This window comes from Allobosea sp. RIT-PG3_2, assembly GCF_057321085.1.
Window position 1 is genome coordinate 78,303 of sequence record NZ_JBXWCA010000010.1, and the last position, 13,164, is coordinate 91,466.

Annotated in this window: 12 protein-coding genes; 7 read left to right on the top strand and 5 right to left on the bottom strand. The window is 65.9% G+C overall.

Annotated elements, in window-relative coordinates; translation table 11 throughout:
- Positions 1-4: 4 nt before the first annotated feature.
- Complete coding sequence (locus tag AC2FAN_RS23105; RefSeq protein WP_485176489.1) at positions 5-1,066, bottom strand: class I SAM-dependent methyltransferase; 1,062 nt, start codon at positions 1,064-1,066, stop codon at positions 5-7.
- Positions 1,067-1,192: 126 nt separating this feature from the next.
- Complete coding sequence (locus AC2FAN_RS23110) at positions 1,193-1,555, bottom strand: ArsR/SmtB family transcription factor (RefSeq protein WP_265054257.1); 363 nt, start codon at positions 1,553-1,555, stop codon at positions 1,193-1,195.
- A gap of 154 nt (positions 1,556-1,709) precedes the next feature.
- On the opposite strand from AC2FAN_RS23110, the gene AC2FAN_RS23115 reads away from it, so the two are divergent.
- The 3 genes from AC2FAN_RS23115 (at position 1,710) to greA (ending at position 6,960) form a co-directional block, all read left to right on the top strand.
- The gene (locus AC2FAN_RS23115; RefSeq protein ID WP_485176490.1) at positions 1,710-2,924 is read left to right on the top strand and encodes an MFS transporter; all 1,215 of its coding nucleotides are present in this window, start codon (positions 1,710-1,712) and stop codon (positions 2,922-2,924) included.
- 141 nt (positions 2,925-3,065) lie between these two features.
- Positions 3,066-6,383 carry a carbamoyl-phosphate synthase large subunit gene (carB, locus tag AC2FAN_RS23120; RefSeq protein WP_265054259.1) on the top strand — a complete coding sequence of 1,106 codons (3,318 nt, stop codon included), beginning with the start codon at positions 3,066-3,068 and terminating at the stop codon, positions 6,381-6,383.
- Between the two features lie 103 nt (positions 6,384-6,486).
- Complete coding sequence (greA, locus tag AC2FAN_RS23125) at positions 6,487-6,960, top strand: transcription elongation factor GreA (protein ID WP_265054260.1); 474 nt, start codon at positions 6,487-6,489, stop codon at positions 6,958-6,960.
- Positions 6,961-7,007: 47 nt separating this feature from the next.
- Here the strand turns inward: greA and AC2FAN_RS23130 are convergent, their stop codons facing one another.
- Complete coding sequence (locus AC2FAN_RS23130) at positions 7,008-7,619, bottom strand: MarC family protein (RefSeq protein ID WP_485176491.1); 612 nt, start codon at positions 7,617-7,619, stop codon at positions 7,008-7,010.
- A gap of 175 nt (positions 7,620-7,794) precedes the next feature.
- Here AC2FAN_RS23130 and AC2FAN_RS23135 point away from each other — a divergent pair, with 175 nt between their 5' ends.
- Positions 7,795-8,298, top strand: coding sequence for a twin-arginine translocation signal domain-containing protein (locus AC2FAN_RS23135; RefSeq protein ID WP_485176492.1), 504 nt, complete (start codon positions 7,795-7,797; stop codon positions 8,296-8,298).
- Positions 8,299-8,302: 4 nt separating this feature from the next.
- Here AC2FAN_RS23135 and AC2FAN_RS23140 read toward each other — a convergent pair whose 3' ends face one another.
- Entirely contained in the window at positions 8,303-8,767 is a 465-nt protein-coding gene (locus AC2FAN_RS23140; RefSeq protein ID WP_265054263.1) for an Lrp/AsnC family transcriptional regulator, read from the bottom strand.
- 77 nt (positions 8,768-8,844) lie between these two features.
- Here AC2FAN_RS23140 and AC2FAN_RS23145 point away from each other — a divergent pair, with 77 nt between their 5' ends.
- From AC2FAN_RS23145 to AC2FAN_RS23155, 3 genes are all read left to right on the top strand, one after another.
- A complete protein-coding gene (locus AC2FAN_RS23145) occupies positions 8,845-9,855 on the top strand; it encodes a mitochondrial fission ELM1 family protein (protein ID WP_485176493.1) in 1,011 nt (336 codons plus the stop codon).
- 86 nt (positions 9,856-9,941) lie between these two features.
- On the top strand, positions 9,942-10,907 hold the full coding sequence (gene trxB, locus AC2FAN_RS23150) for a thioredoxin-disulfide reductase (RefSeq protein ID WP_265054265.1): 966 nt from the start codon (positions 9,942-9,944) through the stop codon (positions 10,905-10,907).
- 144 nt (positions 10,908-11,051) lie between these two features.
- A complete protein-coding gene (locus AC2FAN_RS23155) occupies positions 11,052-11,942 on the top strand; it encodes a LysR family transcriptional regulator (protein WP_061969317.1) in 891 nt (296 codons plus the stop codon).
- A gap of 569 nt (positions 11,943-12,511) precedes the next feature.
- Here the strand turns inward: AC2FAN_RS23155 and AC2FAN_RS23160 are convergent.
- A complete protein-coding gene (locus AC2FAN_RS23160; RefSeq protein WP_265054266.1) occupies positions 12,512-13,063 on the bottom strand; it encodes an NADPH-dependent FMN reductase in 552 nt (183 codons plus the stop codon).
- Between the last annotated feature and the right edge of the window lie 101 nt (positions 13,064-13,164).

Genomic DNA, 13,164 nt, shown 5'->3' on the forward strand with positions numbered 1-13,164 from the left:
CGGCTCAGGCCCGCACCTCGAACACCATGTTGAACGGCGTCTCGGTCGCGCGCCGGAAATGCGAGAAGCCGGCATCCATGGCGACCTTGCGCAGCCGCATCTCCCCGGCCTGCGCCCCCAGCCCCAGCCCCACCTCCTGCGAGAGCGAAGCCGGCGTGCAGATCATGGTCGAGGCGCCGTAGAAGATCCGCCCGACGGGATTGAGGTTGTCCTTGAGATGGTCGTGCGCGAAGGGCTCGACGATCATCCAGCTGCCGTCCCGCGCCAGCGATTCCCGCACATGCTTTCCGGCGCCGACCGGATCGCCCATGTCATGCAGGCAATCGAACATGGTCACGAGATCGTACTTCCTCTCCGGGAAGTCCTTGGCCGAGGCGCGCTCGAAGACGATGCGGTCGCCCACGCCGGCCCTGTCCGCCGCCTCGCGCGCCCGCTCGATCGACGGTCCGTGATAGTCGAAGCCATAGAACCGCGATTGCGGGTAGGCCTGCGCCATCAGGATGGTCGAGGAACCGTGCCCGCAACCGACATCGGCGACGGTCGCGCCATCCTTCAGCTTGGCTTCGATGCCGCCCAGCGCCGGAATCCAGCTGGCGATCAGATTCGCGTTGTAACCCGGCCGGAAGAAGCGCTCGGTGCCCCGGAACAGGCATTTGCTGTGCTCGTGCCAGCCGAGGCCGGCGCCGCTGCGGAAGGCCTCCTCGACCTTCGGCTCGTCGACCCACATCGACTGCACGATCTCGAACGCGCCGGCAAAGAAGGCGGGACTGTCTTCCTCCGCGAAGGCCATGGCCTGTTCCGGCGAAAGGCTGAAGCTGTCGCTGCCCTCGTCGTAATCGACATAGCCGGCCGAGGCCTGCCCGGCGAGCCATTCGCGCAGATAGCGCTCCTTGAGGCCCGTCTTCGTGGCCAGTTGCTGGGAGGTGACGGGCTCGCCGTCGGCCATCGCCTTGTACAGGCCGAGCTGGTCGCCCAGCACGATCAGGGCGCCGGTGACGGAGGCTCCGACATCGCCGACAAGACGTCCTACCAGGGCATCGAGTTTCTGAGGGTCGGCTGCACGCATGGCCATGCTCCTCGGGTTAGGGCGTGGCCGGTGCTTCTCGCGCGATCCGGCTCGACGCCATCGCGGAAGCCGTGAACGCTAAACCCGTGGAAAGGCCTGTCAACGAGATAAAATCTGACCTTGCGTCTACCCGCCGTCCGAAAGCCAATCGGACCCGAGGCGCGGCAGGTTCGGATCGCGCCGCGCCGTCTCCACAACGCTGTCGAGCAGCCCCGGAAAGCGCTGGTTCAGCTCGTCGCGCCGGATGCTGAGATAGCGCGAGGTGCCCTCCACCCGCATGCGCGTGATGCCAGCCTCGCGCAGCTTCCCGAAATGGTAGGACAGGAGAGAGGGCGAGGCGAAGGCGGTGAAGTGGCTGCAGCGCGCCTTGTCGACCTCGCTGACATCTGCGAGCGCCACGAGGATGCCGAGGCGGATCGGATCGGCCAGCGCCGCGAACACGTCGGCGGGCGCGACATCCTCGATATCGGGATGGAAAACCGGCTTCATGCCCTCCGAGATAGGCGATGCCACCGCTCCTGACAATATTCAACATTCGTTGAAATTACCCTTGCGGTCAGTGATGCGCGATCTTAAAATTCAACGATCATTGAAATTTTGAAGCTCGCCTTCGAAACAGCGATCATCCGCAAGGATCAGTCCCATGGATACGCGTCTTCTCTCGCTCGCCGGCGGCGCCTTCGCCATCGGCACGGGCAGCCTGATCGTCACCGGCATCCTGCCCCATCTCGCCTCCGGCCTCGGCGTCTCCGTCGATGCCGCCGGCCTGCTCATCTCGATCTTCGCCCTCGCCTATGCGATCGGCTCCCCCATCCTCTCGACCGTGCTCGGCGACGCCGACCGCAAGACGGTGCTGGTCGGCGCGATGACGGTGTTCGGCCTCGCCAATCTCGGCGCTGCCTTTGCCAGCGATTTCTGGGTGGTGATGGGCGCGCGGATCGTGATGGCGCTCGCTGCCGGCGTGTTCATGCCGGCTGCCAACGCCGTCGCGGTCGCGGTCTCCGCGCCGGAACGGCGCGGCCGGGCCATCGCGCTCGTCACCGGCGGCATGACCGTCTCGCTGATTCTCGGCATACCCATCGGCACCGCGGTCGTCGGCTTTGGCGGCTGGCACCTCGCCTTCCTCATCGTGGCGCTGTTCAGCGTGCTCTCGCTGGCGGGCCTTCTCGTCAAGCTGCCCAAGGGCCTGCCGCGCGGCACCAACACGCTGCGCGAGCGCCTCCAGGTCGCGGGGCGCAGCGACGTGCTGCTGGCGCTGGCCACGACGATGCTTTGGACCACAGGCGCCTTCGTCCTCTACACCTACATCGCGCCCTTCCTGACCAACCATGCCGGCATCGCCGGGCCCTGGCTCGCGGTGACGCTCGTCGTCTCCGGCATCGGTTCTGCCATCGGCAACCAGCTCGGCGGCATCGCCAGCGACCGCTTCGGCCCCGAGCGCACGCTCACCGTCGTGCTCAGCGTGCTGGCGCTGGCACTGCTGACGGCCTCGCTGATCGCGGTCGGCCTGCCGCCGGCGCTTGCGATCTACCCGATTCCCTTCGTGCTGCTGATCTGGAGCGCGGCCGGTTGGGCCGGGCACCCCTCGCAGATGTCGAGGCTCGCCGCGATGGCGCCGGACGCGGCCGTGGTCGCGCTCTCGCTCAACGCCTCCGCCCTGTATTTCGGCATCGCGGCCGGCGCGGCGCTGGGCCAGCAGGTGATGCGGCATGCCGGGACCTGGCCGCTCGGCTTCGTCGGCGCGGCCTGCGAGGTCGCGGCGCTCGCCGTGCTCTTCGTCGCGATGCGCCGCAAGCGCCGCGTGCCGCGCCCGCTGGAGATCGATCTCACCATGCCGGCACCACGGCCTGTGCGTTGATCGGGGGCGGAAGCGGTTTTAGCTTCCTTCCGCCGCCTTGCCCGTCTATAGCGAGCGCCTAGCATTCATTCAGACGCTCGCCAGGCCTCCGCTCGCCCGATCGGACCGGCCTTGCGCGCGCCCGCAAGACCGGTCGAGATCATGCCCAAGCGCACAGACATCAAGTCCATCCTGATCATCGGCGCCGGCCCCATCATCATCGGACAGGCCTGCGAGTTCGACTATTCCGGCACCCAGGCCTGCAAGACGCTGAAGGCCGAGGGCTACCGCATCGTCCTGGTCAACTCGAACCCGGCCACGATCATGACCGATCCGGATCTGGCCGACGCGACTTATGTCGAGCCGATCACGCCGGAGATCGTCGCCAAGATCATCGAGAAAGAGCGCCCGGACGCGCTGCTGCCAACGATGGGCGGCCAGACCGCGCTGAACTGCGCGCTCTCGCTCAAGAAGATGGGCGTGCTGGAGAAGTTCAACGTCGAGATGATCGGCGCCACGGCCGAAGCCATCGACAAGGCCGAGGACCGCGAACTCTTCCGCGAGGCGATGACCAAGATCGGCCTGGACACCCCGCGCTCGCACCACATCAAGACGCTCGGCCAGGCGCTCGACGCGCTCGAGGATATCGGCCTGCCCGCCATCATCCGCCCCTCCTTCACCATGGGCGGCACGGGCGGCGGCATCGCCTACAACAAGGGCGAGTTCATCGACATCGTCGAGCGCGGCATCGACGCCTCCCCCACCAGCGAGGTCCTCATCGAGGAAAGCGTGCTCGGCTGGAAGGAGTACGAGATGGAGGTTGTCCGCGACAAGAAGGACAACTGCATCATCGTCTGCTCGATCGAGAACTTCGATCCGATGGGCGTCCACACCGGTGATTCGATCACCGTGGCGCCGGCGCTGACGCTGACCGACAAGGAATACCAGATCATGCGCGACGCCTCGCTGGCGGTGCTGCGCGAGATCGGCGTCGAGACCGGCGGCAGCAACGTGCAGTTCGCGATCGATCCTGCCACCGGCCGCATGATTGTCATCGAGATGAACCCGCGCGTCTCGCGCTCCTCGGCGCTGGCCTCCAAGGCGACCGGCTTCCCGATCGCCAAGGTCGCGGCGCGCCTCGCCGTCGGCTACACGCTCGACGAGATCGAGAACGACATCACCGGCGGCGCGACGCCGGCCTCCTTCGAGCCGACCATCGACTACGTCGTCACCAAGATCCCGCGCTTTGCCTTCGAGAAGTTCCCGGGCTCCGAGCCGACGCTGACCACCGCGATGAAGTCGGTGGGCGAGGCCATGGCCATCGGCCGCACCTTCCAGGAATCGCTGCAGAAGGCCCTGCGCTCGCTGGAAACCGGGCTCGACGGCCTCGACGAGATCGAGATCGACGGCTTCGGCCATGGCGACGACCGCAACGCCGTGAAGGCGGCGATCTCGACGCCGACGCCGGACCGCATCCTCCACGTCGCCCAGGCCATGCGCTTCGGCTTCAGCGACGAGGAAATCCACGAGAGCTGCAAGATCGATCCCTGGTTCCTCGCCCAGATGCGCGGCATCGTCGAGACCGAGGAGAAGATCCGCAAGTTCGGCCTGCCGCAGACGCCGGGCGCCTTCCGCCAGATCAAGGCGATGGGCTTCTCCGACAAGCGTCTCGCCGCAGTCTCGGGCAAGAACGAGACGGAAGTGCGGGCGCTGCGTCACGCGCTGGAGGTGCGCCCGGTCTACAAGCGCATCGACACCTGCGCGGCCGAGTTCGCCTCGCCGACCGCCTATATGTATTCGAGCTATGCCATGCCCTTCGCGGGCAAGGTCGCGGACGAGGCCAACCCGTCCGACCGCAAGAAGGTCGTGATTCTCGGCGGCGGACCGAACCGCATCGGCCAAGGCATCGAGTTCGACTATTGCTGCTGCCATGCCTGCTACGCGCTGCGCGACGCCGGCTACGAGACCATCATGGTCAACTGCAACCCGGAGACGGTCTCGACCGACTACGACACCTCCGACCGGCTCTATTTCGAGCCGCTGACGGCGGAGGACGTGCTCGAGATCCTCGATACCGAGAGGCGGAACGGCACGCTGCTCGGCGTCATCGTCCAGTTCGGTGGCCAGACGCCGCTGAAGCTCGCCAATGCGCTGGAAGAGGCGGGCATCCCGATCCTTGGCACCTCGCCGGACATGATCGATCTTGCCGAGGACCGCGACCGCTTCAAGCGCCTGCTCGACAAGCTGCACCTCAAGCAGCCGAAGAACGGCATCGCCTACTCGGTCGAGCAGTCCCGCATCATCGCCGGCGAGCTTGGCCTGCCCTTCGTCGTCCGCCCATCCTACGTGCTCGGCGGCCGCGCCATGGCGATCATCCGCGACGAGGTGATGTTCGAGGACTACCTGCTCGGCACCCTGCCCTCGCTGATCCCCTCCGAGGTCAAGGCCAAGTACCCGAACGACAAGACCGGCCAGATCAACACGGTGCTCGGCAAGAACCCGCTGCTGTTCGACCGCTACCTGTCGGATGCGATCGAGGTCGATGTCGACTGCCTCTGCGACGGCAAGGACGTCTTCGTCGCCGGCATCATGGAGCATATCGAGGAAGCCGGCATCCATTCCGGCGATTCGGCCTGCTCGCTGCCGCCGCGCTCGCTCAGCCCCGAGACCCTCGCCGAGCTGGAGCGCCAGACCAAGGCGATGGCGCTCGCGCTCGATGTCGGCGGGCTGATGAACGTCCAGTACGCCATCAAGGACGGCGACATCTACGTGCTCGAGGTCAATCCGCGCGCCTCGCGCACCGTGCCCTTCGTCGCGAAGGTCATCGGCCAGCCGATCGCCAAGATCGCCGCCCGCATCATGGCCGGCGAGGCTCTGGCGGGCTTCGGCCTGAAGCCTTCGAAGCTCGACCATGTCGGCGTCAAGGAAGCCGTATTCCCCTTCGCGCGCTTCCCCGGCGTCGACGTGCTGCTCGGCCCGGAAATGCGCTCGACGGGCGAGGTCATCGGCCTTGACCGCTCCTTCGACACCGCCTTCGCCAAGAGCCAGCTCGGCGCCGGCTCCAAGGTGCCGGTCAAGGGCACCGTCTTCGTCTCCGTGCGCGACGACGACAAGCCGCGCATCGTCGCATCAGTGCGCATCCTGGCCGATCTCGGCTTCCGCATCCTCGCCACCGGCGGCACGCTGCGCCTGCTGCAGGAGCAGGGCATCGACGCGGCCCGGATCAACAAGGTTCTGGAAGGCCGGCCGCATGTCGTCGACGCGATCAAGAACGGCGAGATCCAGCTGATCTTCAACACCACCGAAGGCCCGCAGGCGCTTGCGGATTCCCGTTCGTTGCGGCGGACGGCCCTCTTGCACAAGGTTCCCTATTATACCACCTTGGCCGGAGCGATCGCCGCGGCGGAGGGCATAAAGGCCTATTGCAGCGGCGATCTCGAAGTACGATCGTTGCAGTCATATTTCGAACGCGCGGCCTGAGGCCGTACGCGGCGGAGTAGAGAGACGAAGCGGAAGCGCGGGGACGCCGGCAGCCGATTTGCCGCTGGCGAGCCGCGCTTTCGGAGCTTATGGGACGGAAAGAATGGAAAAGGTTCCAATGACCGTGGGCGGCTTCGCCGCTTTGGAAGCGGAGTTGAAGCACCGCCAGCAGGTCGAGCGTCAGCGCATCATCACAGCCATCTCCGAGGCACGCGCCCTCGGCGACCTCTCCGAGAACGCCGAGTATCATGCGGCGAAGGAAGCGCAGTCGCTGAACGAGGGCCGCGTCCAGGAACTCGAATCGCTGATCGGCCGCGCCGACGTGATCGACGTGACCAAGCTCGGTGGCGACACGATCAAGTTCGGCGCCACCGTCAAGCTGATCGACGACGATACCGAGGAAGAGAAGAGCTACCAGATCGTCGGCGAGCCGGAATCGGACGTGAAGTCCGGCAAGGTCTCGATCGGCTCGCCGATCGCGCGCGCGCTGATCGGCAAGAAGGTCGGCGATTCCGTGCAGGTCAACACGCCCGGCGGCGGCAAGTCCTACGAGGTCGTCAGCATCGCCTTCCGCTGACGCAGAGCGTCATACTCGGGCCTTGGCCCGCGTATGACGCCTGCTCCCTAGCTCGCCAGCACCACCTTGATCGCCTTGATGATGCCGTCCACGGCGACGCTCGCCAGGATGAGGCCCATCACCCGGCTGATGACGCTCGCCCCCGCATTGCCGATGATCGCGATGATGCGCGACGCGCAGAACAGCAGCACGAGCAGCATCGCGAGGATGATGACGATCTGCACCACGGTCTCGGCCTGCTCTGCGAGGCTGATCTTGGAATTGTCCGTGACAGTCATCACCGTCAGCATCGCGCCGGGGCTGGCGATGCTCGGAATCGCCAGCGGATAGACCGCCTTCTCCAGATCGGCTGAGCGCAGCAGCTTCTGGTCTTCCTCCAGCTTCGATTCGCCGAAGATCATCGTCAGAGCGAACAGGAATAGCACGATGTTGCCGGCGATCTGGAACGAGCTCAGCTCGATATCCATCGCGGTCAGCAGTACCTGGCCGAGCAGCACGAAGAACAGCAGCACGAGGAACGCGACCAGCGTGCCGTGCAGCGCGATCCGGCGCGCCGCGGCGGCGCTCAAACCGGCGGTCACGGCCAGGAAAACCGGCAGCGTGCCGATCGGGTCGATCACGACCCAGAGTTTTATGAATTCCGTCAGCCAGCGTTCCATGCAATCCCCCTTCGATACCGTTCAATAGAACAGGCTGCGGCGGCAGCCCATACGCGGCCGCCGTTGATACCGCTTGGCAACCATGATCGGCAGATGATGGCGCGCGGGCCGGCAGCCATGGACTATCGCTGCTTCGCTCCTACATTGAAGCGACGAGCCTCTGGAGATCCCGGCCATGATCACGCGTCGACATTTTCTGGCTTCCTCGCTCGGCGCTGCGGCGCTGGCCGCGTTGCCGGGCGTTTCGTCCGCTTTCGCGCAGGCCGCGCCGATCGGCTCGATCAAGATCGAATTCGCTCCGACCGTCACCCACGCCTGGGGCGCCAACATTGCGATCGTCAGAAGCGAGCTCGAACGCACGCTCGTCGACCTGCTCGGCCCCTCGCTCCAGCGCGGAGCCGGCACGCGCCTCGTCGTCAACATCAGCAGCGTCTGGCTGGCGAGCTATGCCGGCGGCGGCGGTGGCGGCAAGCCCAGCGATGGCGGCGCCAGCAACGACTATCTCGAGAGCATCGCGACGCTCTATGATCGCAGCGGCCGCGAGCTCGCGAGCTATCCGATCCTGTCGACCGAGCTCTCGGGCGGTGCCGGCGCCTGGTATCTGCCGGATGTCGATCAGCGCCGGCTGCGGGCGCTCGCGCGCAACAACGCCTACTGGATCAAGCGCTACGTCGGCTGAACCCTCAGCCGAACGGTACGATCGGCTCGTCCTTGACCCGGTCGAGGGCGAGCGCGGTGCGCACGTTGCGGACATTCGGCAAGGCCGTGAGTTCGCCGACGAAATCCTGGAACGCCTTCAGGTCCGGCGCCACGCATTTCAGCACGAAGTCGATGTCGCCTGAGAGCGTCCAGCACTCGCGCACCGTGGACCAGTCGCGGATACGGCTCTGGAAGGCGGCGAGATCGGCCTCGGCCTGGCTCGCCAGATGCACGAAGGCGAAGCAGACGACCTCGAAGCCCAGCTTCCGCTCGTCGAGATCAGCATGGTAGCCGCGGATCAGCCCGGCTTCCTCCAGCGCGCGCACGCGCCTCAGGCAGGGCGGCGGCGAGATGCCGACGCGGCTCGCCAGCTCGACATTGGTCATGCGCCCATCGGCCTGGAGTTCCCGCAGGATGCGCAGGTCGATATCGTCGAGTTTCGGACGCACGAAGATCCCCGGAGGCAAAATATCCTCAAAGTAAAGCCGCGCTGGTGTAGACGGCGGCGACGGGCGATACAAGGCGCATGCCGCAGACGCAGACAGCCATGCACGAGAATCCGACGCCGACCGTCTGGGTCCTGACCGACGGCAAGGCCGGCGACGAGCTTCAATGCCTCGGTGTCGCCGAGCGGCTGGGCGTCGCGCCCGAAATCCGGCGCGTGAAGCCCCGCAAGCCCTTCGCATGGCTGATGCCGCGCGGACCGATCGACCCGCGCGAGGCGCCGGATCGGCCGGGAAGCCCGCTCCGCTCGCCCTTCCCCGACATCGCCATCGCCTCGGGCCGGCGCGCCGTGGCCTATCTGCGCGCGCTGAAGAAGGCCTCGAACGGCGCGATCTACACCGTCTTCCTGAAGGACCCGCGCACGGGAACCGGCGCGGCCGACCTGATCTGGGTCGCCGGGCACGACCAACTGCGCGGCGACAACGTGCTGGTCACCACAACCTCCCCTCATCGCCTGACGCCGCAGAAGCTCGCAGCCGCGCGCGCCGTGCCACCCGCGGCCATCGCTGGCCTGCCCGCTCCGCGCGTCGCGGTGCTCGTCGGCGGCGACAGCCGGCACCATCGCTTCACCGCGGCCGACATCGAGCGCCTCGCCGGGCAGCTCGACGAAGTGGCCCGGTCGGGTGCGGCCCTGATGGGCTCCCCCTCTCGGCGCACCTCGCCGGCCCTCGCCGCCGCCGTCGCCGCCGTCTTCGCTCGCCATGGCGGCTGGTGGTGGGACGGTTCCGGCGAAAACCCCTATCCCGCCCTCCTCGCCAACGCCGACGCCATCGTCGCCACGGCCGACTCGACCAACATGATCGGAGAGGCGGCTGCGACCGGCTCCCCCGTCCTGGTGTTCGAGCCGCAGGGCGGCCACGACAAGATCGCCGCCCTGATCGCTGGGCTGGAAAATGAGGGGGTTGTGCATCGCTTCTGTGGACGCCTTGAAGGCGAACGCTACGAGCCGATAGACTCCACGCCGATCATAGCCGATGCGATATGGCAGGGCTGGCAGCGCCACCGGGCCGATTTCGGCCTCGCGGACGGTTGAGCCCGGAGGCTCTTGTTTCGGCGCCGCGCCGCCGTATCTGACGGAACGAAGCTGCGGACCACGACCGCAGGAGAGGAATTGAGACGATGGCCCATACCCACGCCCGCGTCATGATCGTCGGCTCCGGCCCGGCCGGCTACACCGCCGCCATCTACGCCGCCCGCGCCATGATGGAGCCGGTGCTGATCTCCGGCCTGCAGGCAGGCGGCCAGCTGATGATCACCACCGATGTCGAGAACTATCCCGGCTTTGCCGACGTCATCCAGGGCCCCTGGCTGATGGAGCAGATGCGCGCCCAGGCCGAGCACATGGGGACGAAGATGGTCACCGACCATATCGCCCGCGTCGACCTCTCGCAGCGCCCCTTCCGGCTCTGGGGCGATGGCGGCGAGACCTATTCCTGCGATGCGCTGATCGTCGCCACCGGCGCCCAGGCGAAATGGCTCGGCCTGCCCTCCGAGCAGGCCTTCCAGGGCTTCGGCGTCTCGGCCTGCGCGACCTGCGACGGCTTCTTCTTCCGCAACAAGGAGGTCGTGGTCGTCGGCGGCGGCAATACGGCTGTCGAAGAGGCTCTCTACCTCGCCAATCTCGCCAGCAAGGTCACGCTGGTGCATCGCCGCGACAGCCTCCGCGCCGAGCGCGTGATGCAGGAGCGCCTGTTCAAGCATCCGAAGATCGAGGTCGTCTGGGACAGCGCCATCGCCGAGATCTGCGGCGGGACGCAGCCGCCGAACGTCACGCATCTGCGCCTGACGAACATGAAGACGGGCGTCGAGAGCGAGCTGAAGGCGGACGGCGTGTTCATCGCCATCGGCCACAAGCCGGCCACCGAGCTCTTCGCCGGCCAGCTCGCCATGAGCGAATCGGGCTACCTCGATGTCGAGCCGGGCACGACCCGGACCAATGTCCCCGGCGTCTTCGCGGCCGGCGATGTCACCGACGAGCATTACCGCCAGGCGGTCACGGCGGCTGGCCTTGGCTGCATGGCCGCGCTCGATGCGGAACGCTGGCTGGCGGCCAGCGCATTGGACCGTCGCGAAGCTGCGGAATGAATGGGTCGGCGCAACCTATCACCAATTCTGATAGGTTGTGTCACCAGATTCAGTGCGAATAATAGGTACTACCTGCCACACAGACATTGACGCACAAGCGCTTTATCCCGCATCATGCATAAAACGCATAACGGGGGAAGCGCGGTGGATTGGGACCGCATTAGAATATTTTATACGGTCGCGGAGTCAGGCAGCTTTACGAAAGCTGGCGATGTTCTCGGCTTGAGTCAATCAGCCGTCAGCCGGCAGATCGGTGCGCTCGAGCGTGAGCTGCGCGCGCCCCTGTTCCATCGGCATACGCGCGGTCTGATCCTCACCGAACAGGGCGAGCTGCTCTGGCGGGCGGCACGCGAGATGACCCAGCGGCTGGAGCGCACGCGCTCGCAGCTCTCGGAGACGCGCGAGCATCCCTCCGGCGAGCTCAAGGTCACCGCCACGCGCGGCCTGGGCGGCCATTGGCTGACGCCTCGCCTTGCCGAGTTCCTGGATCTCTACCCCGACATCAGGGTCGAGCTCATCCTGACCGATGAGGAACTCGACCTGTCGATGCGCGAGGCCGACATCGCGATCCGCCTGCGCCAACCGCAGCAGCCGGACCTGATCCAGCGCAAGCTCTTCACGGTGCACTTCCACGTCTACGCCTCGCCGGCCTATGTGAAGCGCTTCGGCGAGCCGAAGAGCTACGACGATCTCGACAACCACCGCATCCTGTCCTTCGGCGGCACGTCGCCCTCCTATCTGACGGCGGTTCATTGGCTCGGCACGATGGGGCGCGACCAGCGCAATCCGCGGCCGATCCATCTGACGGTCAACAACATCACCGCGATGAAGCGCGCGGTCGATTCGGGCGCCGGCATCGCCGTGCTTCCGGACTACCTGATCGAGACCGGCTCGCCGCTCGTGCAGCTCATGCGCGAGACCGAGATGCCGCAGCTCGAGAGTTATCTGGTCTATCCGGAAGAGATGAAGTCTGTGGCCCGCGTCCAGGTCTTCCGCGACTTCCTGATCCAGAAGGCCCAGCGCTGGACCTACTGACAAGTCGGACCACTCGAATACATGAATCGGGCGCCTCAGGGCGCCCGATTGCTTTTTGGCTGTTTTGTGACCACTGGCGCACTTCGCATGTGCCAAATTCGAACAGCACCGTCCGAAATCGCTTTTTAACCGCGGGAATTCGACTGCGAGAGGGCCTTAGCAGCCTCTCCGTGCCGGCCGCATCCTGCAATGAACGCATATTTCTCAATCATTTAGGCTCAAATTCGCGCCATCTGCCCTTAGTTCATGCAGCCAGCGCATGGCGGACCCAAGCTATGTTGCATTGCAAAACGGCAAGTCATGCTCGATATTGTACTCACGGTTGTTCGGAACGGGCTCCGCAATCTCCTCCCGGCGTTGAGTTCGTTTCAGCCGTTCCCCTCTGAGATGTTTGGCGTTTCGCCAGATGTTTCAAACTTTCAAGGCCGGCTCCCCTCGGGGACGCCGGCCCTTTTTTTGTCCATTCCAGTATTCCTGATCGACCGCGGCGCTGCGCCTCGGAGGCCCGACAAAAGAAAAGGCACCGCCCATAAGCGGTGCCTTCCGATTGCGTGCGGCGGTCTCGTCGCTCAGGCGGCGAGCTTGCCGGCGATTTTGGCGAAACCGTCGAGGAAGCCCTGCAGGAAGCTGCGCGTCCCCTCGTTGGTGATCTCGTGGTTGGAGTCGATCAGCTCTTCCTTGAAGGTGATGAAGACCTGCCCGCCGACCACGACGCCGGCGAGGTTGGTCATGATCATCCGCAGTTCGTTCTGGGCGACGGCGGTGCCGACGGCGCCGCCGCTCGTGCCGGTCACCGCCACGGTCTTGCCGGCCCAGGAATTCTTGCCATAGGGGCGCGAGGCCCAATCGATCGCATTCTTGAGCGCGGCCGGGATCGAACGGTTGTGCTCGGGGGTGACGATCAGGATGGCGTCAGCTGCCTCGATCTCTCGCTTCAGCCGCAGCGTCGGCTCGGGGCGGTCGGCTTCCAGGTCCTGGTTGAACAGGGGAAGATCGTCGATCCGCACGAAGGAGGGTTCGAAGGCATCCGCTCCCAGCTTGGCCAGAGCCTCCGCCAGCTTGCGGTTGATCGACTCGCGGCGCGTGCTGCCGACGACGATGGCGAGCTTCAACTTGGCCATGGTATTCCTCGTTACTGGGCGGAAAGTGCCGCGACAGTAGAGGCCTCGGCGATCCCGGAGCAAGCCGGTCGCCTGCAAGGGCACCATTGCAGCAATTCAAG